Origin of the sequence: Microbacterium sp. STF-2, from assembly GCF_034650155.1 — a bacterium.
Classification (GTDB): domain Bacteria; phylum Actinomycetota; class Actinomycetes; order Actinomycetales; family Microbacteriaceae; genus Microbacterium; species Microbacterium maritypicum_A.
Genome location: NZ_JARKMW010000001.1, coordinates 431,767 through 451,369 on the forward strand (window position 1 = coordinate 431,767; position 19,603 = coordinate 451,369).

Consider the following 19,603-nt stretch of genomic DNA (forward strand, 5'->3'; position numbering starts at 1 on the left):
TGGGCCCGGGCACGCCCGCAGCCGATCACGCCAGAAGCGTGTCGCCGATGAATCCGTCTTCCGCGCATCCGGGCGGGATCGCGAACACGGCTGAGCCGATCGGGACCGTCCACTCGTTGAGCAGGTCGAGCTCGTCGAGTCTGCGCTGCATCGGGATGAACTGCCGCGCGATGTCGGCCTGGAAGGAGACGAAGATCAGCCCCGACTCGGAGACCTCGGCGCCGATCGGACGCTCGTCGTAGTTGTACGCGCGCCGGAAGATGCGCTCCTCCCCGTCGCCGCGCGCCCGCCGGATATGTGCGAACTGCGGGATCACGGGGAACCCTATCGACGTCTTCGCCTCGAAGTCGGGTTCGTCGAACTCGTCCGTCCCGGTCAACGGCGCCCCGTTGGCGAGTGTTCGCCCCACAGAGGCATCGCGGCCGCCGCGGTCCAGGCGGTCCCACTTGTCGAGGTCCATGCGGATGCGACGGATCACCATCCCGGTACCGCCTGTCAGCCAGCCGTCCGCATTCCATACGACCTCGTCGAAGTCCGAGGTGCCCGGTTCGGGGTTGGTCGTGCCGTCCACCTGTCCGAAGAGGTTGCGCATCGTGGTCCCGGGGCGTTCCGTGCCGTACGCGCGCCGGAACCCCTGCTGCGTCCATCGGATGCTCGCGAAGCCGCGGGCGTCCTTCAGGAGCATCCGTGTCGCGTGGGCAACCGTCAACGGATCGTCCCCGGCGATCTGCAACAGCAGGTCTCCATCCGAGAATTCCGGTCGCAGTTGATCCACCCCGAAAGCCGGGAGCGGTGCGAGCCACGCAGGGCCGGAGCCCGCGGCGCGCGCGACGAGACCGGGTCCGAAGCCGAAGGTGATCGTGAGCCGCGCCGGCGAGAGCGCGAGCTCCGGCTCGGAGTCGGCGAGGGCGGGGAGCCCCTGCGTCAGACGAGCCGCGTCGTCCGTCAGGATCCGCATCAGGCGAGTGAGCCCGTCGCGGTCCACATCCTCGCGGAGATCGAGCCCGAGGAAGACACCGTGGGCTTGCGCCGCGGTGTCGACACCGGCTTGGTGGGTGCCGAAGAACGGAACGGTCTGCTCGCCGTTCATCGGCGTGGAGACCGGCTTCGCACCGTTCTCCTGACTGTTCAGGGCGAGATCCACTCCGACGGCCGCGACCGCGCCGACGCCGGCGACGGCTCCCCCGAGGAGGAACTGTCGCCGGGTCGACCCGGCGCGGCGGGAGCGGGCGCCCTCGGCGGGCGCCGACATCACTGCCCCGAGCCGTCTTGCTCTTCGCCGCCCTCGTAGTTCTCGTTCGCGCCGGAGTAGTCCTTGACGGGAGCGGTGAACTCATACGTGGAGTCGTCGGAGAACGTGAGGGTGAAGGTCACGTCGCTGCCTGCCGTGAGAGGACCGGTCAGGTCCATCATCATGATGTGGTTGCCTCCCGGCTCCAGGGCGAGCTTCCCGCCGGCGGGAATGACGAACCCGCCGTCCTTCTCGCGCATCACCATCTCACCGGCCTCGTTCTCGACCGTCTCGTGCAGCTCGAGCATGTTCGACGCCTCGGACGTGACGGAGACGACGGTCACGTCGTCGTCACCGCTGTTGACGAGGGTGCCGAAACCGGCGGACATGCCCTCTTCCGCCGACTTCACCCACGCATCCTCGATTGTGACGGCGTCACCGGCGGGGCGGGATGCGGATTCGGTCGGGGAGCTCTCCGGGGTGCACCCGGTGAGCGCGAGGAGGGAGACCGCGATAACGGCCGCGAGGCGGGGAAGGTTCTTGCTGGTGTTCACAATGGTGCCTTTCACAGGTCATCTGCCGCGGAACCGCCGTCTTCCGGCGGAGCGGCTGCCGTCCGAGGACGGCGGAGGAATCGGATGAGGACGAGGACGAGGACGGCCACTGCCGCTCCGCCTGCGCCGATGAGCAGCACCCTGACGGTGCCGCCGGAATCTGCTGCGTTCTGATCCGGCTGTTCTGCGGATGCCGACGGGGTCTCCGCCGCGCCGCCGGGCGCGGGGGCCGCCATCGGCTCGGCATCGCCCACGGTGAACGGGACGACGCCGGCGATCGGATGGCCGTCTTCCGACACGACCTGCCACCGCACCTGGTAGCCGGCGGTAGGCATGCCCGGCTCGAGCGGGGCTGTCACCGTGCGGCCGGCGACCGTGACGTCACCGGAGACCCAGTCCTTCCCCGAGGCGTCGACGACCAGGACGACAGCCCCGGTCAGTGACTCGTCGAGCACCAGGAGCTCACCGGAGAAGGTCATCGTGATGCTCTCCGGCGCGACCGCCAACTGCTCGTCGGCGGCCGGGGAGCTGGAGATCAATTGGTCGTGGGCAGACGCGGGCGTGGCGATCGCGAGGGTCGCGACCGTCGCCAACGCCAGCCCGGCCGCAATCCTGCGGACAGGGGACATGGGAATGGCCTCTCATCAGACGTCGCGTGAGCGACGTGCATGCATGCGTTCAGAACCCGTGCGCGAGGAACGGCGCACGGAGGTGACGCACCACAGGACCGGTGAAAGCCCAGGGCGCGGATCAGATCGCTGCGGAGAGGGGAGGAGCGCGGCCTCTGAGGGTCGCGAGGAGAACGAGATCGCCCGTGCGTGCGACGTCGAAGATGCCGCGGAGAGCGCGCGGGAGGCGGAGAGCCGGGAGGACCAGCACGTGATCGACCCGGCGGCGCAGCCATCGCCCCAGCTGCACGGCGAGGTTGCGTGCGGCGATGATCAACCGCTCGCCTCGATACAGCGCGGACACCGTCAGCAGCGCCGCGAGCGCATGGCCCAGCCACATCGATGCGTCGGCGGTGACAGCCTCAGGGAGGCCAGGCGTCGCGGGGATCACGAGAGGCGCACCGTGCACGTGCGGGACGGAGACACCGGAGGGCGTGACGGTTCCGAGCACGAAGAGGGTGTGGAACAGGAACTGGCTCACCGCGACCGAGAACGTCAAGCGGATGAGCGACAGTGAGCGGCCGGCGAGCAGCACGCAGATCATGAAGGAGAACACCCACGGCACCACGATGCCGAGCGCACCGGGCATCTGTCCGCCACCCGACACGTGCCCTGCGAGTGCGACGAAGATCGCCAGCGACGAGGCAGCGAAGCCGCGGATGACGGCTGGCTTCCTGGACTCGGTCACGGCTCCAGTCTGGCATGGACGGCGCGCGCGTCCTTCTCCGACCATCAGGTGACACGCCCTCCGGTCACTCGCGGCGAGTGCGTGGGGTGCGCTTGACGACGTCGTACGCGGCGAGTGCCGCCTTGCGTGTGTCACCCAGGTCGACGATCGGCTCGGCGGGGGCGTCTGCGGCCCAGCGCGAGATGTAGAGGTTCTGGGGGTCGAACTTCTTCGCCTGGAGTTCGGGGTTGAACACACGGAAGTACGGAGCGGCGTCGGCACCGGATCCGGCGACCCACTGCCAATTGAAGGGATTGCTGGCTTCATCGGCGTCGACGAGCGTGTCCCAGAACCACTCTTCACCCCGGCGCCAGTCGATGAGCAGGTTCTTCACGAGGAAGGAAGCCACGACCATCCGCACCCGGTTGTGCATGTAGCCGGTGTGCCAGAGCTCTCGCATGCCGGCGTCGACCAGAGGCACGCCGGTCTCACCGTGCTGCCAGGCATCGAGGTGGGTGGGGTCCAGCGGCGGCCAGGGGAAGGCGTCGAACTCCGGTCGCAGGTTCTCCGAGGCGAGATCGGGGGAGTGGTACAACGTGTGCCAGGCGAACTCGCGCCAGCCCAGTTCGGAGAGGAAACCTCCCGCACCGTCGACACCCACTGCCTCGTGCCAGACCGTGAACGGGCTGATCTCGCCCCAGCGGAGGTGCGGTGACAACCGCGACGTGGCACCGGAAGCGGGTTCATCGCGTGCGCGGTCGTAGTGCCCCAGGTCTTCGTCGAGAAAATGGCGTAGACGCCGTCGCGCGGCGGGTTCACCGGGCTCCCAGGTCTCGCGCAGGCCGTCGGCCCAGTCGGGGGCGGTGGGCAGCAGGCTCCAGTCCTCGAGGGCCTCGGTTGCCGGAGTGCGTTGCGGGCCCTCGACCGTTCGCGGCTCCGGGAGCGGAGCGCGGGGCGCGGGGAGCGCGAGGCACGCCCGCCAGAAGGGAGTGAAGACGGAGTAGTGCGTGCCGCTGCCCGTCGTGACCGTCCACGGCTCATGCAGCAGAGAGCCGGCGAAGGAGGCGACCTCGAGTCCCTCGGCCCGGAGGGACGCCTTCAGCGCGGAGTCGATCGCGCGCTCGGCACCTCCGTAACGGCGATTCCAGTAGACGGCACCCGCTCCGACTTCCGTCACCATCTCACGCACGATGCGCTCGGCCGGGCCGCGACGGAACACGAGTGCGCCACCGCGCTCGCGGAGCCGCTCGTCCAGCGACGCCAGAGAGTGGTGCAGCCACCAGCGCGCAGCGCCACCGAGCGCACGGATGCCCGGTGACTCCTCGTCGAGCACATACAGCGCGATGACCGCTTCGCCTCGTTCGATCGCGGCCCGCAGCGCAGGGTTGTCGGCGAGTCGGAGATCATCGCGGAACCACACGATGGAGGGGGACGTCATGGGGACAATTCTCCTGGAGGTCGGGCTCGGTCGTTCAACGACGACGGCGGTCGCGGCGGCGCGGGTTCTCGTCTCCGGTCGCCCACAGCGCCCACAGAACGAGAAGCGGCTGCAGGAAGAGCCTGCCGAATCGGCGAGCATCCGTGTCGAGTCCCGGGGTCGAGCGCTTCGTGCGCCACTGGTGGATGTTCCCCGGCAGCACGGCGACGAAGAACGCGGCGGTCGCCCAGCCGATGCGGCGCCGCTCTTTCGGCAGCGTGAGCAGGCCGGTGGCGAGAGCGACCTCCGTGGCACCGGAGGCGATCACGATCGTGTCCTTGTCCAGCTTGGTCAGGCGGGTCGCCCAGTCCGGCACCACCACCCGGAATCCGCGGGTGCTGAGGAAGTGGCCGACCCCGATCGCGCCGAGCGCGATCGCGAGGATCCATCGTGCGACTGCTCTGTCCATCCGTTCACGTTACGTGATGCTCGCGAGGCGGCGTGGACGTCGTGCGGCGCGGACGAGGACGGTCAGGAGGACCGGGTCATGCGAGTAACCTGGGTATCGACCCAGATGGAGAGTTTCTGTGCCTGAAAACGCCCGGCCGAATGACGGCTTCGCCCTGTTCACTGACCGAAACGTCGTCGCGATGCGCGTCAACGGCGACCTCAAGGATCTCGCCACGACCGTGACCGACACCGATGTGGTCGATGCGGTCACCATCGACAGTGCGGACGGGCTGAACATCCTCCGTCACTCGGCAGCCCATGTGCTGGCGCAGGCGGTGCAGCGCATCAACCCGCAGGCGAACCTCGGCATCGGCCCGCCCGTCACCGACGGCTTCTACTACGACTTCGGGGTCGAGACCCCGTTCACGCCTGAGGACATCAAGGCGATCTCCAAGGAGATGCAGCGCATCGTCCGCGAGGGACAGCGCTTCGTCCGCCGTGTCGTGACCGACGACGAGGCCAGGGCCGAGCTCGCGGACGAGCCGTTCAAGCTCGAGCTCATCGGTCTCAAGGGCGGGAAGGAAGCCGCAGAGGGCGCCTCCGTCGAGGTCGGCGAAGGCGAGCTGACGATCTACGACAACACCACCCGTGATGGCGAGGTCGTCTGGAAGGACCTCTGCCGCGGCCCGCACCTGCCCAACACGCGCATGATCGGCAACGGTTGGGACCTCACGCGCATCGCCGCCGCGTATTGGCGCGGCAGCGAGAAGAACCCGCAGCTGCAGCGCATCTACGGCACGGCATGGCCGACCAAGGACGAGCTGCGTGCCTATCAGGAGCGCATCGCCGAGGCGGAGCGCCGCGACCACCGCAAGCTCGGTGCGGAGATGGACCTGTTCTCCTTCCCCGACGAGATCGGCTCGGGACTCGCGGTGTTCCATCCCAAGGGCGGCATCATCCGCTACGAGATCGAGGAGAATCTGCGCAAGCACCTGCTGCGCAACGGGTACGACCTCGTGAACAGCCCGCACATCACGAAGAAGGATCTCTTCATGACGTCGGGTCACCTGCAGACCTATGCCGACGGCATGTTCCCGCCGATGCACCTCGACGAGATCGTCGACGAGGAGGGGAACATCACCCGCCAGGGTCAGGACTACTACCTGAAGCCGATGAACTGCCCGTTCCACAACCTCATCTTCCGTTCGCGCGGGCGCTCCTACCGCGAGCTGCCGCTGCGTCTGGCCGAGTTCGGGACGGTCTACCGCTACGAGAAGAGCGGCACGCTGTCGGGACTGACCCGAGTGCGCGGTCTGACGCAGGACGACGCCCACATCTACGTCGCGCAGGACCAGGTCAAGGAAGAACTCACCACCAACCTGAACCTCGTCCTCGACCTGCTCCGCGACTACGGCCTCAACGACTTCTATCTCGAACTGTCGACGAACGAGGAGGGGAACCCGAAGTTCCTCGGCGAGCCGGAGCAGTGGTCGACGGCGATCGACACGCTGCGTGAGGTCGCGATCGAGTCCGGGCTCGAACTCGTCGCCGATCCCGGCGGTGCGGCCTTCTACGGGCCGAAGATCTCCGTCCAGGCGCGTGACGCGATCGGCCGCACCTGGCAGATGTCGACCATCCAGCTGGACTTCAACCAGCCGGAGCGCTTCGAACTGGAGTACACCGGACCCGACGGGCAGAAGCACCGGCCGGTGATGATCCATCGCGCACTCCTCGGCTCTGTCGAGCGCTTCTTCGCGATCCTCCTCGAGCACTATGCCGGCGACTTCCCGCTCTGGCTCGCACCCAGCCAGGTGGTCGGCGTCCCGGTCGCCGAGCAGTACGGCGACTACCTGGACGACGTCATCGGGCAGTTGCGCGCTGCGGGCGTCCGGGCAGACGTCGACCACTCGGATGACCGTATGCAGAAGAAGATCCGCACCCACACGACGGCGAAGGTGCCCGTCATCCTCATCGTCGGCGAACAGGATCGTGCCGCGGGGACGGTGTCGTTCCGCTTCCGCGACGGCACGCAGGAGAACGGCGTCCCGGTCGCGGACGCGGTGCGCCGGATCAACGCCGCCATCGCTTCGCACGCGCTCGTGCTGAAGGCAGGGGACCTGGCGTGACCGAAGGGGAGCAGCCGCTGGAGGACGCCGGACGTCTCGCCGGCGTACCGGACGAGTTCCAGCGGCTGTGGACCCCGCACCGGATGGCGTACATCCAGGCGGGGCCAGAGCCGCTGCGCCAGGAGTGCCCGTTCTGCGAGGCCCCGAAGTTCCCGGATGCCGAGCGGTTGGTCGTCGCCCGCGGCGAGACGGCCTACGTGCTGCTGAACCTCTTCCCCTACAACTCGGGACATCTCCTGGTCTGCCCGTACCGCCACATCGGCACCTACGACCAGGCGACGCCGGAAGAGGTCGCCGAGATCGGAGCGCTGACGCAGACGGCGATGCGGGTGCTGCGGGACGTATCCCGATGCGACGGCTTCAACCTGGGCATGAACCAGGGCGCGGTCGCCGGTGCCGGCGTCGACGCCCACCTGCACCAGCATGTGGTGCCGCGTTGGACGTCGGACGCGAACTTCTTCCCGATCATCGCGAAGACCAAGGCGCTTCCCCAGCTCCTCGGCGAGGTGCGCGAGGCCGTGGCAGCGGCCTGGCCGGAATCCGACCACTGAGGCCGACGGCTTCGTCCCTCACCGCCCACCCGTCCGGCGGGCATCCGTCGAGCGGGGGAGCGGCGAGAGCGAGTACGGGCCTCAGCGCACCTGGCGGGCGGTGAACTGCATCTGCGGGTTCGCGTAGAACTCCTGTGCCTCGACGAGCTGCAGCTCGCGCTCACCGGATTCGAGCGTGGCCTTGAGCAGGTCGTACACGCTGGATGCCGTGCGCTCGAGCGCGATCCTCGCGCTGCCCGTCTCGACGTAGTGGGCGGTGAACAGTGCTGCGGTCACGTCTCCTGAGCCGTTCGCCTTCATCGGCAGGTGCGGGGTCTGCACGAGCCAGGCGCCCTCCCCGTCGGCAGCGAGCATCTCGATCGTGCCCTCTTCGCGGTCGGGGCGCTCGACACTCGTCACGAGCACGGTGCGCGGACCCATCGCGTGCGCGAGATCGACCGAGGCGAGCGTGGACTCGAGCGTGTCGGGCTCGGTGTCGGTGAGGAAGCCGAGCTCGAACTGGTTCGGCGTGATGATGTCGGCGACCGGAACGACGCGCTCGCGCAGCAGCACCGGGATGGCCGGCGCCACGAAGCAACCCGACTTCGCGTTGCCCATGACCGGGTCGCAGGCGTACACGGCGTTCGGGTTCGCGGACTTGACGCGCGCGACGGCGTCGATGATCACGTCGCCGATGCCCTCTCCGCCCTGGTAGCCGCTGAGGACGGCGTCGATCTGGCCGAAGACGCCGCGTTCCTCGATGCCCGTGATGACCTCGCGCACATCGTCGGGAGCGATCATCGGTCCGCGCCAGGCGCCGTAGCCGGTGTGATTCGAGAAGTTCACGGTGTAGACCGGGAGAACTTCGACGCCGATGCGCTGCAGAGGGAACACGGCGGCGGAGTTTCCCACGTGTCCGAAGGCCACGGCTGACTGGATGGAGAGGATCTTCATTCTCCGACTCTTTCGTTCAGGGCGGGCCGGCGCCCGCGACGGATGGTCATCGCCCGGCGGCGACGAGGTCTGCGACCAGTGATTCGGCCTGGTCGTCCGAGAGGTCGTGCACCGTCAGGCGCAGGTGATGCGACGGCCCGGCCTTCTCATCGAGCGCGAAGTCGTCTCCGGTGCGGGCGAGCCAACCGCGGCGCATGAGCCGGTCGGCGACGGTCCGCGCGGGCCGGGGGAATTCGATCCACAGGCTCATGCCGTCGGACACCGTCGCATCGACGCCGCTCTCACGCAGTCGCGCGGCGAACGCCGCGTTGCGCTGCGCGTAGTGCGCGGCGGCGGCGGCGACCTCGGCCATCACCGCATCGTCGGTCAACTGTGTGAGGGCGAGTCGCTGAAGGAGATGGCTCACCCAGGTGGTGCCGGGGCTCAGCCGCATCGCGAGGCGTTCCGCGGTCTCCGGATCGGTGGCGGCGATGGCCAGGCACATGTCCGGTCCCAGGAACTTCGACACCGAGCGCACGAGGGCGAAACGGCGGTGGTCGGGGCCGATGAGGGACTCGTAGGGTCGCTGCGACAGCATCGAGAAATGGTCGTCTTCGATGATCAGCACGTACGGGTGGTCGGCGAGCACGGCACGAAGGTCGGCGGCACGCGAGGCGGTGAGGCTCGCGCCGGTCGGATTCTGAGCGCGCGGGGTGCAGATGATGGCGCGGACACCGGCCTCCAGCGCGGAACGCAGGCCGTCGACCGTCATCCCCTCGGCATCGACAGGCACGGGGACGGCCCGGTATCCGCCCAGGCGCACGGTGTGGATGCTCGCCAGGAAGCACGGGTCTTCCAGAGCCACCGCGTCGTCACGCATGAGCGCCTGGGCGAGCAGCCTCTCGACGGCGTCGACGGCGCCGCTGGTCACGGTGATGCGGAAGTCGACGTCGTCGAGGTCGGTCGAGATCCAGTGCCGGGACCACTCTTCGAGACCGCGGTCGATCACGGGCTCGCCGTAGAGGACGGGACGGGACGCGATGGTCATGAGCGCCGGCGCCGGGTCGGGGATGAGGCGCGGATCGGGGTTCCCCGTGCCGATGTCGCGGAGCACGGTGTCGGGGGCATAGCCCTCCTGAGCCACGGCCTCGATCCCGGCGACGACGGTTCCGGCGCGCCCACGGGAGATCACGAGGCCCGCTTGCGCGAGCTGTCGATAGGCGGCGACGGCAGTATTCCGATTGACGCCGAGGGTGGCAGCCAACTCCCGCACCGGGGGGAGCACCGCACCGGCCTGGAGGATTCCGCGGTCGCGCAGGGAACGCACGCTGTCGGCGATGTCCGATGCGGTGGTGCCTGTGATCTGGTCGCTCATGGTCCTCCTCAGCGATTCTAGGTCGAATCGGACAGTGCTATGTTTGATCTAGATCAAAACCGACTTCGGTGCATCCGACAGGAGTTCCCCATGGCAGAGCAGACAACCACCGGATCCGCGCGCGTCAAGCGCGGCCTCGCCGAGATGCTCAAGGGCGGCGTCATCATGGACGTCGTCACGGCAGAGCAGGCGAAGATCGCCGAAGACGCCGGCGCGGTCGCCGTGATGGCGCTCGAGCGCGTCCCGGCCGACATCCGCGCGCAGGGTGGGGTCTCCCGCATGAGCGACCCCGACATGATCGACAGCATCATCGATGCTGTCTCCATCCCCGTGATGGCGAAGGCGCGCATCGGTCACTTCGTCGAGGCGCAGGTGCTGCAGGAGCTCGGTGTCGACTACATCGACGAGTCCGAGGTGCTCTCGCCGGCCGACTACGTGAACCACATCGACAAGTACGGCTTCACGGTTCCGTTCGTGTGCGGAGCGACCAACCTCGGCGAGGCATTGCGTCGCATCAACGAGGGGGCGGCGATGATCCGCTCCAAGGGCGAGGCCGGCACCGGCGACGTCTCCGAGGCGATGAAGCACATCCGCAAGATCCGCGGCGAGATCGCCGCGCTCACGGCGCTGCCCAAGGACGAGCTCTTCGTCGCCGCGAAGGAGCTGCAGGCGCCGTACGAGCTCGTGGCGGAGATCGCCGAGACGGGCAAGCTCCCCGTCGTGCTGTTCGTCGCCGGCGGGGTCGCGACCCCGGCGGATGCCGCGATGATGATGCAGCTCGGTGCCGACGGCGTGTTCGTCGGATCGGGCATCTTCAAGTCGGGCAACCCGGCTGAGCGCGCGAAGGCGATCGTCAAGGCGACGACCTTCTTCGACGACGCCAAGGTCATCGCCGAGGTCTCGCGCGGACTGGGCGAGGCCATGGTCGGCATCAACGTGAGCGATCTCCCGGCCCCGCACCGCCTCGCCGAGCGTGGCTGGTAAGACCCGCGTCGGCGTCCTCGCGCTGCAGGGCGACGTGCGAGAGCACGCCGCCCTGCTCGCGCAGTTGGGTGCCGATGCGGTCCTGGTCCGTCGACCCGACGAGCTCTCCTCCGTCGATGGACTCGTGATCCCGGGCGGCGAGTCGAGCGTGATCGACAAGCTCTCCCGCATCTTCGGCATGCAGCAGCCGATCCGTGACGCGATCGCGGCGGGGATGCCGGTGTTGGGAACATGCGCGGGACTGATCATGCTCGCCGATGACATCGTCGACGCGATCGACGGCCAGGAGTCATTCGGTGGACTCGACGTCGTCGTGCGCCGGAACGCCTTCGGCCGTCAGGTCGAGTCGTTCGAGGCTGTGCTCGATGTTCCCGCCTTCGGGGACGAACCCGTTTCCGCGGCATTCATCCGCGGTCCCGTGGTCGAATCGGTCGGCCCGGGTGCAGAGGTGCTGGCTGAGTTGTCCGACGGCCGCGTGGTCGCGGTGGAGCAGGGAAATCTGCTCGGGCTGAGCTTCCACCCCGAGATCACGGGGGAGAAGCGCTTTCACCAGCGCTTCCTCGCACGGGTGGAAGCACGTCGAGGAGTGACGGCACCGCCGCAGGTGTGATCAGATCAGTGTGGCGAGCCAGCGCAGAGCCGGATCCGCCTGTGCGCGCTGAAACTCGCGGAGGCCCGGAAGCTGAGGGATCTCGGGCTGCGCCTGCTGATACCAGAGGAACGACGCGAACGCCGAGATGACGGGGAGCAGTGCAGCCTGAGGCGGCGCGCCGTGCTCTTCGAAGATGGCCCAGGCCTCTTCGCAGGACGGCCCCCCGGACGCCTCGACGCTCGGCAGCAGACAGGGGAGATCGATCCACGCGGCACCTCGTCGCGCGTGTGGCCAGTCCAGGAGATGGGCGCGCCCGTCGCTGATCAGGATGTTGTCGGATCGCACGTCGTCGTGCACGATGACGTCGCCGTGCAGCGCGTCCTGGAAGCAGTCCTCGATCGAGAGGAGCGCGCGCACGCGGCTGGACAGGCCGTGGGGGAGAGCCTCCAGGAGCGGTGGATCCGCTGCGATCTCGCGCCATCGTGTGAAACCCGGGATCATGCCGTCCTCCGCGCGGGGCATCGCCGATGGCGCGGGGGTGGTCGACAGGGTGCGGAGGGCCCGTGCCACGGAATGCAGGTCCTCGGTCGTCCAGGGTCGGCCGGGATGGCGTCCGTCGATGGCCTCGATCACGAGCGCGGTACCGACGGCGTCGTCGATGGCGCCACGGAGACGCGGGGCGACAGATGGCGGCAGATGTGCGAGCGTGCGCAACTCCTCGCGAAGGAAGTGCAGAGAGTCCGCGTGCCAGTCTGCGCCGCAGGCCTTGACGAAAGCGTGACCGGCGGTGGTCGTCACGACGCCCGCATAGGACGCGCTGAAGCCGCCATGAGCGGGTTCGTCCCCCACGAAGTCGCCACCGATCACACTGACGATCTGCGTGCGCAGCGAAGCGGGGAGGGCACTCCAGGCTGGTCGGAGGCGGTCCGCTCCCGGTTTCATGGTGCCGCCCGCTCCGTGTCGTGATCGTTCTGCCGGTGGGAGAGCAGCCAGCTGTAGAGCTCGGGGTTCGCGTACGTCTCGGTCCAGGAATCGTGACCGACGCCCGCATAGCGCGTGAACCGCACGTCGGCGTCGAGCGATCTGAGCTCCGCCACGATCTGCTCCGTCGCGGAGATCGGCACGACGTCGTCGGCGTCGCCGTGGAACGCCCACGTGGGCAGGGCGCGGATAGGGGCAGCGCTCTGCATCCACAGTCCTCCGCAGATCGGGGCGATCGCCGCGAACCGATCGGGGTAGCGCACGGCGAGGCTCCAGGTCCCGAACCCGCCCATGCTGAGTCCGGTCACGGCTACGCGGGCGGGATCGATGCGGTGCGCCGCGGCGACCTCGTCGAGCAGCACGGACAACGTCGTGAGCTCGGCGACCCACTGACTCGATTCGGGGCACTGCGGTGTGACGAGGATGAAGGGGAACTCGTGGCCGGCATCTGCCAGCCTCGGCGGCCCGTGCACCGCGGCGAGATCGACGTCGGATCCTCGTTCGCCCGCACCGTGCAGGAACAGCACGAGGGGCCAGAGCCTGTCCGGATCCGTTTCGTAGTCGTTCGGCAGATGCACCAGATACCGCAAGGAGTCGGCCGGTGACGGCTCGCCGTCATGCACGTCCGACGAATGGGATGCAGGGGTGATGTGTCGCGATCGGCGCATGCATCCATCCTGCTCCACTTGCGCGGTTCGTTAGACTGGACGACGCGCTGAGTGCGAGCTCACGCGGATACGACGAGCGGAGACTTATGTCCGGGCATTCCAAGTGGGCGACCACGAAGCACAAGAAGGCCATCATCGACTCCAGGCGCGCGAAGTCCTGGGCCAAGCTCATCAAGAACATCGAGGTCGCCGCGAAGCTCGGCGGGCCCGACCTTGCGGGCAACCCGACGCTCTTCGACGCGGTGCAGAAGGCCAAGAAGACCTCCGTCCCCAAGGACAACATCGACCGCGCGGTGAAGCGCGGTGCGGGCATCGGCGGCGAGGCCGTCGAGTACCTCTCGATCATGTATGAAGGCTACGGACCCAATGGTGTCGCTCTCATGATCGAGTGTCTGACCGACAACAAGAACCGCGCGGCCGCAGAGGTGCGCACGGCTCTCAGCCGCAACGGCGGCACGCTGGCGGACCCGGGCAGCGTCGCCTACAACTTCAGCCGCAAGGGCGTCATCGTCGTCGGCTCCGAGGGCACCACCGAGGACGACGTCATGATGGCGGCACTCGAGGCCGGCGCCGAGGAGATCGAGCCGCATGCCGAGGGTTTCGAGGTCATCACCGAAGCCACCGACCTGGTGGCCGTGCGCACCGCGCTCCAGGAGGCGGGTATCGACTACGAATCCGCCGACGTCGAGTTCGTTCCGAACCTCAAGGTCGAGATCGACGCCGACACCGCTCGCAAGATCTTCCGTCTGATCGACGCTCTGGAAGACAGCGAAGACGTGCAGAACGTGTTCACGAACTTCGACCTCACCCCCGAGGTGCAGGCTGAGCTGGAGAACGACGAGGCGTAGGCGCGCCGGACGGTCCATGTCGGTGCCGCGGCCTAGCCTGGGGAAGTGACCTCCTCTCTGCGCGTGCTCGGCATCGACCCCGGGCTCACCCGGTGCGGTGTCGGCGTCGTCGACGTCGACGGCTCGCGTCGAGGAACGCTGGTGCACGTGGGGGTGATCCGCTCGTCCCCGGATGCCGAGCCCGGCGATCGCCTCGCGATCGTCGCCGCCGGGATCCGTGCCGTGATCGCCGAGCATCGCCCGGATGCGGTGGCCGTCGAGCGTGTGTTCGCTCAGCAGAACACGCACTCGGTGATGGGCACGGCGCAGGCCAGCGGCGTCGCGCTGCTGATCGCCTCCGAGTCCGGGCTCCCCGCGGCGACGCACACCCCCAGCGAGGTGAAGGCGGCCGTCACCGGATACGGCGCGGCGGACAAGCGGCAGGTGCAGACGATGATCGCCCGCATCCTGCGGCTGGACGCGCTCCCGCAGCCGGCCGACGCGGCCGACGCCCTGGCGATCGCCCTGTGCCACGCCTGGCGACGCGGAGGCGCTGCATCTCCCGGCCAGGGAGCGCTGACTCCGGCGCAACAGGCCTGGGCCGATGCCGAGAAGCGTGTCGGTCGAACATACCTACGAGCGACGCCTTAGGCTGAGGGGATGATCTCCTCTCTGCACGGTGTCGTCCTGCACGCGACATCCGATCAGGTCGTCATCGACGTGGGCGGAGTCGGATTCGCCGTCGCCGTCCCCACTGATGTGGCGCACACGGCCGTGGTGGGGGAGAAGCTCCTGCTGCACACCAGTCTCATCGTCCGCGAGGACTCGCTGTCGCTGTTCGGCTTCGCCGACCGGGGTGAGCTGGAGATCTTCGGTCTGCTGATCGGTGTGACCGGCGTCGGTCCGAAGTCGGCGCTCGGTGTGCTCTCGCACCTCACGGGTGATCAGATCGCCGAAGCCGTCACGGCCGAAGACGACGCCCCGTTCCGGCGGGTGTCCGGGATCGGTCCCAAGACCGCCAAGCTCATCGTGCTGCAGCTCGCCGGCAAGGTGCAGGCCTTCGCCGCGCCGTCGAGGCCGGCCGCCGCCACGGGAGGCACGGACGTCGTGACGCAGGTGGCCGCAGCGCTCGTCGGCCTCGGCTGGTCGGAGAAGGTGGCCGCGGAAGCCGCAGCCCAGACCGCGGCAGAGGCTACCGAGGCGGAGAGTGCATCGGTCGCCGCGCTGCTCCGACGCACTCTCGCCCTTCTCGGGCCGGCTCAGGGAGGCCAGGCGCGTGTCTGATCCGTTCGACGCCAGTGAGCCGTCCGACGAGACCGAACTCGCGATCGAGGGCGCCCTGCGCCCGACGAGCCTGGGGGAGTTCGTCGGACAGCAGAAGGTCCGCGGTCAGCTGCAGCTGCTCCTGGAAGCGGCCCGCATCCAGAGCCGTCCCGCTGATCACATCCTCCTGGCGGGCCCCCCGGGACTCGGCAAGACGACGCTCGCGATGATCGTGGCGCACGAGAGCGAGCGTCCGCTGCGTCTCTCGAGCGGCCCGGCGATCCAGCATGCCGGTGACCTCGCCGCCCTGCTGTCGAGCCTGGTCCCCGGCGAGGTCCTCTTCATCGATGAGATCCACCGCATGGCGCGCTCCGCAGAAGAGATGCTCTACCTCGCGATGGAGGATTACCGCATCGACATCATGGTGGGAAAGGGCGCGGGGGCCACGAGTATCCCGCTCGAGCTCTCGCCGTTCACCCTGGTCGGCGCGACGACGCGCTCCGGGCTGCTGCCCAACCCGCTCCGCGACCGCTTCGGATTCACCGGGCACCTCGAGTTCTACGAGGAGTCGGAGCTGGAGCAGGTGATCGCCCGGTCGGCTGCGGTCCTCGGTGTGGATCTGCCGACCGACTCGCTCTCCGAGATCGCCCGGCGTTCGCGGGGCACACCACGCATCGCGAACCGCCTGCTCCGCCGCGTGCGCGACTACGCCCTGGTGCACACGGGGGGAGTGGCCACGATCCGCGAGGTGCGCGCGGCTCTGGAGCTGTACGACGTCGACCCGATCGGCCTGGACCGCCTGGACCGCGCGGTCCTGGAAGCGCTCGTCCGGCGGTTCCGTGGCGGCCCGGTCGGGCTCGGCACGCTCGCGGTGGCCGTCGGCGAGGAGGCGGAGACGGTGGAGAGCGTCGTGGAGCCGTATCTCGTGCGGATCGGCTTCCTCGGGCGCACTCCGCGGGGTCGCGTGGCTATGCCCGAGGCGTACTCGCATCTGGGCGTCCCGCATCCGGACGGGATGCTGAAGTTGGATGACCTATAATCACTGAAGACTTCCCGGTTACCTTCGCGCGCCCAAAGGCTGGAGCGTGCACCTGAGAAAGGCGCTTCCCCCATGCCCATGGAATTCCTGCTCTTCGGCCTTCTCGCCGTCCTCCTCGTCTTCATGATCTTCAACACGCGCAAGCGCACGAAGCAGATGAAGGCCGAGCAGGAGGAGAAGGCCACCAAGACCGTTCCGGGCGCCAAGGTGCTCCTTCAGGGAGGCATCTACGGGACGATCGTCTCCTACGACCCCGAGGACCTCGACACGCCGGCACTCGTCGAGATCGCTCCCGGCACCATCATCGACGTCCACAGCCAGGCCATCCTGCGCGTCGTCGAGCCCAAGGACGCCATCGTCGACGCTCCGGCCGATGAGGTCGTCGACCCGTCGGTCGCCGACGAGTCGATCGCTCCGGCCGTCGAGACCCCCGAGGAGACCCGCGCCCGCCTCGAGCGCGACGCCGACGACAAGTAAGCCCGGGGCCGACACGGCCGCTCGGATCTCCGTCCTTCCAGAAAGCTGAACACACGTGGCTTCATCCTCTCCCGTCCGTCACGCCTGGCGGGTCCTTCTCGGCCTGCTCCTCGTGACGGGCGTGCTCTTCGGCATCAATGCGCTGGGCGTCTACGTCTTCAAGGACAGCAACGGGGAGGCTGCGAGCTCGTGGTCCCCTGAGCTCGCCCTCGACCTGCAGGGCGGCACGCAGATCGTTCTGAGCGCGGAGACCGAGGACGGCGCGGCGCCGTCCTCCGAACAGCTCGACCAGGCGGCGGCGATCATCCGTCAGCGCGTCGATGCCTCCGGCGTCGCGGAGGCGGACATCACCACCGAGGGCGGCCAGAACATCGTCGTCCAGATCCCTGGCGAGGCGGACGCGCAGACACGGGAGCGGATCCAGTCCAGCGCGCAGCTCGAGTTCCGGCCCGTGCTGTACACGACGGCGGCGACCAACGAGTTCTTCGGCGAGGACGGGAACTCCACGCCTTACCCCAGCCCGGACCCGGGACTCAACTCGACGCCGACGGCCGAGCCGACCGACGCGAGCGACCTCTCCTGGGTGACGGACAAGCTGGCAGCGGAGTTCCAGGCGTACGACTGCGCGAACCCGGACAACGACGCCGCGAAGGCGCCGAAGGACGAGCCGCTCATCGCGTGCTCGGCCGATGGGTCAGCGAAGTACCTCCTCGGACCGGCCGAGCTCGACGGCACCGCGATCACCGATGCCGCAGCCGGCCGCGACCCGAAGTCGGGTGCATGGCTCGTCCAGCTCACGATGAACGCCGATGGTGCCGATGCGTTCGGCAAGGTGAGCACGCGGCTGAACCAGAACCGCATCGACGGTCTCACCCCGCGTGACCAGTTCGCGTTCGTGCTCGACGGCAACGTGATCAGCGCCCCGCGCATGAACGGGCAGATCCTCGACGGGCGCCCCAGCATCTCGGGCAGCTTCACGCAGGAGTCGGCGACCACCCTGGCCGACCAGCTCAAGTTCGGTGCCCTTCCGCTCAGCTTCACGGTCCAGAGCTCGGACACGATCTCGGCGACGCTGGGCACCCAGCAGCTGCAGATCGGTCTGATCGCCGGGCTCATCGGTCTCGCGCTGGTGGCGATCTACTCCCTGATCGTCTATCGAGCGCTCGGGTCGGTGATCATCGCGTCGATCGCGGTGATGGCGATCCTGACCTACATCATCATCTGCATCCTGGCGTGGCGCATCGGCTTCCGGCTCTCGCTCGCGGGAGTCGCCGGTCTGATCGTCTCCATCGGCTTCACGGCGGACTCGTTCATCGTGTACTTCGAGCGAATACGAGACGAGCTCCGTGACGGCAAGTCCATCACCGCCGCGGTGGAGGACGGCTGGGGCCGCGCGAAGCGGACGATCTACATCTCCAAGTCGATCAACATCCTGGCCGCGCTCGTGCTCTACATCCTTGCCGACGCCACGGTGAAGGGATTCGCGTTCACGCTCGGACTCACGACGCTCATCGACGTGTTCATCTTCGTGATCTTCACGCACCCGGTCATGCAGCTGCTCGCTCGCACGCGTTTCTTCGGCGGCGGACACAAGCTCTCCGGTCTCGACCCCGAAGCGCTCGGTGCCGTGTACCGCAGCCGGTCGCAGTATCGCGAGGTCACCACTGCATCCGCAGGTCGGGGTGCGAAGAACGCCCGCTCGCGCGGTGAGGCGGATCGTCGACAGACCATCGCCGAACGTAAACGTGCCGAGGCCCTCGCGGGCGACAAACCCACCAACGCCGGAAGTGAGGGAGACGCCTGATGCCTTCCATGAATGAGTTCGGCAACAACCTCTATTCGGGCAAGACGTCTTTCCCGTTCGTCGGCAAGCGCCGGCTGTGGTTCATCATCGCGATCGCCCTCGTCGTCGGTTCGGCACTCGTACCGCTCATTCGTCCGATCCAGTTCTCGATCGAGTTCACCGGCGGATCGCAGTTCACGGTGCAGGCACCGGACAGCCTCGACCAGGAGACCGCCACCACCGCCGTGCAGTCGGTCGTACCGGGGGCCGCCACCAAGGTCGTCGTCGTCAGCGGCAAGGACGTGCGCGTCCAGACCGACCAGATGAGTGCGGCCGAGACCCAGCAGGTCGGCGAAGCTCTGGCAGAGGCCTATGGTGTGGATCCTTCCGACGTCACGTCGTCGTTCATCGGACCCGCGTGGGGTGAGAACGTCACGAAGCAGTCCCTGTGGGGCCTCGCGATCTTCCTGGCCCTCACGTTCCTGATCCTCGCGATCTACTTCCGCACGTGGAAGATGTCGGCCGCCGCCATCATCGGTCTTCTCGACGTGCTGGTGATCACGGTGGGCGTGTATGCGCTGGCCGGCTTCGAGATCTCGCCCGCCGCGGTGATCGGCTTCCTGACGATCCTGGCGTATTCGCTGTACGACACCACGGTCGTGTTCGACAAGATCCGGGAGAACACCACGGAAGACGGGGAGAAGTCCGCCCGGCTGTTCGGGGAGTCGGTGAACCTCGCGGTCAACCAGACGCTCGTGCGTTCCATCAACACCTCTGTGGTCGCAGCGCTGCCGGTCGGCGCGGTGCTCTTCATCGGCGCCTTCTGGCTCGGTGCGGAGTCGCTCACCGACATCTCGCTGTCGATCTTCGTCGGCATCCTGGTGGCGACCTACTCGACGCTCTTCGTGGCTGCTCCGCTCTACTCGTTGTTCCGCGAGAACGAGCCGCAGCTGAAAGCCCGCGACGCCCGCATCCGCGAGGCTCGCAGCAGGGCGGCTGTCGAGGTCTGATCGGGTTCCTCAGCGGGCCCGGTCCCGC

At 68.1% G+C, this 19,603-nt stretch carries 21 protein-coding genes; 11 read left to right on the forward strand and 10 right to left on the reverse strand.

Annotated features, from left to right (window positions below; translation table 11 throughout):
* Positions 1–25: 25 nt before the first annotated feature.
* From MicroSTF_RS02090 to MicroSTF_RS02115, 6 genes are all read right to left on the reverse strand, one after another.
* A complete protein-coding gene (locus MicroSTF_RS02090; RefSeq protein ID WP_029259281.1) occupies positions 26–1,252 on the reverse strand; it encodes a Dyp-type peroxidase in 1,227 nt (408 codons plus the stop codon).
* Positions 1,252–1,785 carry a copper chaperone PCu(A)C gene (locus tag MicroSTF_RS02095; RefSeq protein ID WP_029265333.1) on the reverse strand — a complete coding sequence of 178 codons (534 nt, stop codon included), beginning with the start codon at positions 1,783–1,785 and terminating at the stop codon, positions 1,252–1,254. The genes MicroSTF_RS02090 and MicroSTF_RS02095 overlap by 1 nt, the downstream gene beginning before the upstream one ends.
* An 11-nt stretch (positions 1,786–1,796) precedes the next feature.
* Positions 1,797–2,414 (reverse strand): copper resistance protein CopC, encoded by a 618-nt coding sequence (locus tag MicroSTF_RS02100; protein WP_315067724.1) that lies wholly within the window; start codon positions 2,412–2,414, stop codon positions 1,797–1,799.
* Positions 2,415–2,535: 121 nt separating this feature from the next.
* Positions 2,536–3,141 carry a hypothetical protein gene (locus tag MicroSTF_RS02105; protein WP_051667849.1) on the reverse strand — a complete coding sequence of 202 codons (606 nt, stop codon included), beginning with the start codon at positions 3,139–3,141 and terminating at the stop codon, positions 2,536–2,538.
* A gap of 64 nt (positions 3,142–3,205) precedes the next feature.
* Positions 3,206–4,558, reverse strand: coding sequence for a deoxyribodipyrimidine photo-lyase (locus MicroSTF_RS02110; protein ID WP_322953261.1), 1,353 nt, complete (start codon positions 4,556–4,558; stop codon positions 3,206–3,208).
* A gap of 34 nt (positions 4,559–4,592) precedes the next feature.
* A complete protein-coding gene (locus MicroSTF_RS02115; RefSeq protein ID WP_021200650.1) occupies positions 4,593–5,006 on the reverse strand; it encodes a hypothetical protein in 414 nt (137 codons plus the stop codon).
* Positions 5,007–5,187: 181 nt separating this feature from the next.
* Between MicroSTF_RS02115 and thrS the strand changes: the two genes are divergently transcribed.
* Both thrS and MicroSTF_RS02125 read left to right on the forward strand, forming a co-directional pair.
* Positions 5,188–7,113, forward strand: coding sequence for a threonine--tRNA ligase (thrS, locus tag MicroSTF_RS02120; RefSeq protein ID WP_322956308.1), 1,926 nt, complete (start codon positions 5,188–5,190; stop codon positions 7,111–7,113).
* Positions 7,110–7,664, forward strand: coding sequence for an HIT domain-containing protein (locus tag MicroSTF_RS02125; protein ID WP_322953264.1), 555 nt, complete (start codon positions 7,110–7,112; stop codon positions 7,662–7,664). Before thrS ends, MicroSTF_RS02125 begins: the two co-directional genes overlap by 4 nt.
* Before the next feature lie 81 nt (positions 7,665–7,745).
* Here the strand turns inward: MicroSTF_RS02125 and pdxY are convergent, their stop codons facing one another.
* Both pdxY and MicroSTF_RS02135 read right to left on the reverse strand, forming a co-directional pair.
* The gene (gene pdxY, locus MicroSTF_RS02130; RefSeq protein ID WP_029259275.1) at positions 7,746–8,597 is read right to left on the reverse strand and encodes a pyridoxal kinase PdxY; all 852 of its coding nucleotides are present in this window, start codon (positions 8,595–8,597) and stop codon (positions 7,746–7,748) included.
* A 46-nt stretch (positions 8,598–8,643) separates the two neighbouring features.
* Positions 8,644–9,951, reverse strand: a complete 1,308-nt coding sequence (locus MicroSTF_RS02135) for an aminotransferase class I/II-fold pyridoxal phosphate-dependent enzyme (RefSeq protein WP_322953267.1) — start codon at positions 9,949–9,951, stop codon at positions 8,644–8,646.
* A 90-nt stretch (positions 9,952–10,041) separates the two neighbouring features.
* On the opposite strand from MicroSTF_RS02135, the gene pdxS reads away from it, so the two are divergent.
* Positions 10,042–10,935, forward strand: coding sequence for a pyridoxal 5'-phosphate synthase lyase subunit PdxS (gene pdxS, locus MicroSTF_RS02140; protein ID WP_021200645.1), 894 nt, complete (start codon positions 10,042–10,044; stop codon positions 10,933–10,935).
* On the forward strand, positions 10,925–11,545 hold the full coding sequence (gene pdxT, locus MicroSTF_RS02145) for a pyridoxal 5'-phosphate synthase glutaminase subunit PdxT (protein WP_322953270.1): 621 nt from the start codon (positions 10,925–10,927) through the stop codon (positions 11,543–11,545). Before pdxS ends, pdxT begins: the two co-directional genes overlap by 11 nt.
* On the opposite strand, the gene MicroSTF_RS02150 is transcribed toward pdxT, so the two are convergent.
* Together MicroSTF_RS02150 and MicroSTF_RS02155 are read right to left on the reverse strand one after the other, a co-directional pair.
* A complete protein-coding gene (locus tag MicroSTF_RS02150) occupies positions 11,546–12,469 on the reverse strand; it encodes an aminoglycoside phosphotransferase family protein (protein WP_322953272.1) in 924 nt (307 codons plus the stop codon).
* On the reverse strand, positions 12,466–13,176 hold the full coding sequence (locus tag MicroSTF_RS02155; protein ID WP_029259271.1) for an alpha/beta hydrolase-fold protein: 711 nt from the start codon (positions 13,174–13,176) through the stop codon (positions 12,466–12,468). Before MicroSTF_RS02155 ends, MicroSTF_RS02150 begins: the two co-directional genes overlap by 4 nt.
* Before the next feature lie 86 nt (positions 13,177–13,262).
* Between MicroSTF_RS02155 and MicroSTF_RS02160 the strand changes: the two genes are divergently transcribed.
* From MicroSTF_RS02160 to secF, 7 genes are all read left to right on the forward strand, one after another.
* Positions 13,263–14,024 carry a YebC/PmpR family DNA-binding transcriptional regulator gene (locus tag MicroSTF_RS02160; protein ID WP_021200641.1) on the forward strand — a complete coding sequence of 254 codons (762 nt, stop codon included), beginning with the start codon at positions 13,263–13,265 and terminating at the stop codon, positions 14,022–14,024.
* Positions 14,025–14,069: 45 nt separating this feature from the next.
* The gene (ruvC, locus tag MicroSTF_RS02165; protein ID WP_021200640.1) at positions 14,070–14,654 is read left to right on the forward strand and encodes a crossover junction endodeoxyribonuclease RuvC; all 585 of its coding nucleotides are present in this window, start codon (positions 14,070–14,072) and stop codon (positions 14,652–14,654) included.
* Between the two features lie 9 nt (positions 14,655–14,663).
* Positions 14,664–15,287, forward strand: a complete 624-nt coding sequence (ruvA, locus tag MicroSTF_RS02170; protein ID WP_021200639.1) for a Holliday junction branch migration protein RuvA — start codon at positions 14,664–14,666, stop codon at positions 15,285–15,287.
* The gene (ruvB, locus tag MicroSTF_RS02175) at positions 15,280–16,305 is read left to right on the forward strand and encodes a Holliday junction branch migration DNA helicase RuvB (RefSeq protein ID WP_322953277.1); all 1,026 of its coding nucleotides are present in this window, start codon (positions 15,280–15,282) and stop codon (positions 16,303–16,305) included. Before ruvA ends, ruvB begins: the two co-directional genes overlap by 8 nt.
* Positions 16,306–16,383: 78 nt before the next feature.
* Entirely contained in the window at positions 16,384–16,782 is a 399-nt protein-coding gene (locus MicroSTF_RS02180) for a preprotein translocase subunit YajC (RefSeq protein ID WP_021200637.1), read from the forward strand.
* 55 nt (positions 16,783–16,837) lie between these two features.
* Positions 16,838–18,586, forward strand: coding sequence for a protein translocase subunit SecD (secD, locus tag MicroSTF_RS02185; protein WP_322953279.1), 1,749 nt, complete (start codon positions 16,838–16,840; stop codon positions 18,584–18,586).
* Positions 18,586–19,575, forward strand: a complete 990-nt coding sequence (gene secF / locus MicroSTF_RS02190) for a protein translocase subunit SecF (RefSeq protein ID WP_021200635.1) — start codon at positions 18,586–18,588, stop codon at positions 19,573–19,575. The genes secD and secF overlap by 1 nt, the downstream gene beginning before the upstream one ends.
* Positions 19,576–19,603: the final 28 nt, after the last annotated feature.

Excerpts from the sequence above, each read along its gene's own strand:
- MicroSTF_RS02155 (WP_029259271.1), bottom strand. The coding sequence starts at position 13,176 with ATGCGCCGATCGCGACACATCACCCCTGCATCCCATTCGTCGGACGTG.
- MicroSTF_RS02160 (WP_021200641.1), top strand. The coding sequence starts at position 13,263 with ATGTCCGGGCATTCCAAGTGGGCGACCACGAAGCACAAGAAGGCCATC.
- MicroSTF_RS02180 (WP_021200637.1), top strand. The coding sequence starts at position 16,384 with ATGGAATTCCTGCTCTTCGGCCTTCTCGCCGTCCTCCTCGTCTTCATG.
- secF (WP_021200635.1), top strand. The coding sequence starts at position 18,586 with ATGCCTTCCATGAATGAGTTCGGCAACAACCTCTATTCGGGCAAGACG.
- MicroSTF_RS02115 (WP_021200650.1), bottom strand. The coding sequence starts at position 5,006 with ATGGACAGAGCAGTCGCACGATGGATCCTCGCGATCGCGCTCGGCGCG.
- thrS (WP_322956308.1), top strand. The coding sequence starts at position 5,188 with ATGCGCGTCAACGGCGACCTCAAGGATCTCGCCACGACCGTGACCGAC.
- ruvA (WP_021200639.1), top strand. The coding sequence starts at position 14,664 with ATGATCTCCTCTCTGCACGGTGTCGTCCTGCACGCGACATCCGATCAG.
- pdxY (WP_029259275.1), bottom strand. The coding sequence starts at position 8,597 with ATGAAGATCCTCTCCATCCAGTCAGCCGTGGCCTTCGGACACGTGGGA.
- MicroSTF_RS02090 (WP_029259281.1), bottom strand. The coding sequence starts at position 1,252 with ATGTCGGCGCCCGCCGAGGGCGCCCGCTCCCGCCGCGCCGGGTCGACC.
- MicroSTF_RS02110 (WP_322953261.1), bottom strand. The coding sequence starts at position 4,558 with ATGACGTCCCCCTCCATCGTGTGGTTCCGCGATGATCTCCGACTCGCC.
- MicroSTF_RS02150 (WP_322953272.1), bottom strand. The coding sequence starts at position 12,469 with ATGAAACCGGGAGCGGACCGCCTCCGACCAGCCTGGAGTGCCCTCCCC.
- MicroSTF_RS02100 (WP_315067724.1), bottom strand. The coding sequence starts at position 2,414 with ATGTCCCCTGTCCGCAGGATTGCGGCCGGGCTGGCGTTGGCGACGGTC.
- MicroSTF_RS02135 (WP_322953267.1), bottom strand. The coding sequence starts at position 9,951 with ATGAGCGACCAGATCACAGGCACCACCGCATCGGACATCGCCGACAGC.
- pdxS (WP_021200645.1), top strand. The coding sequence starts at position 10,042 with ATGGCAGAGCAGACAACCACCGGATCCGCGCGCGTCAAGCGCGGCCTC.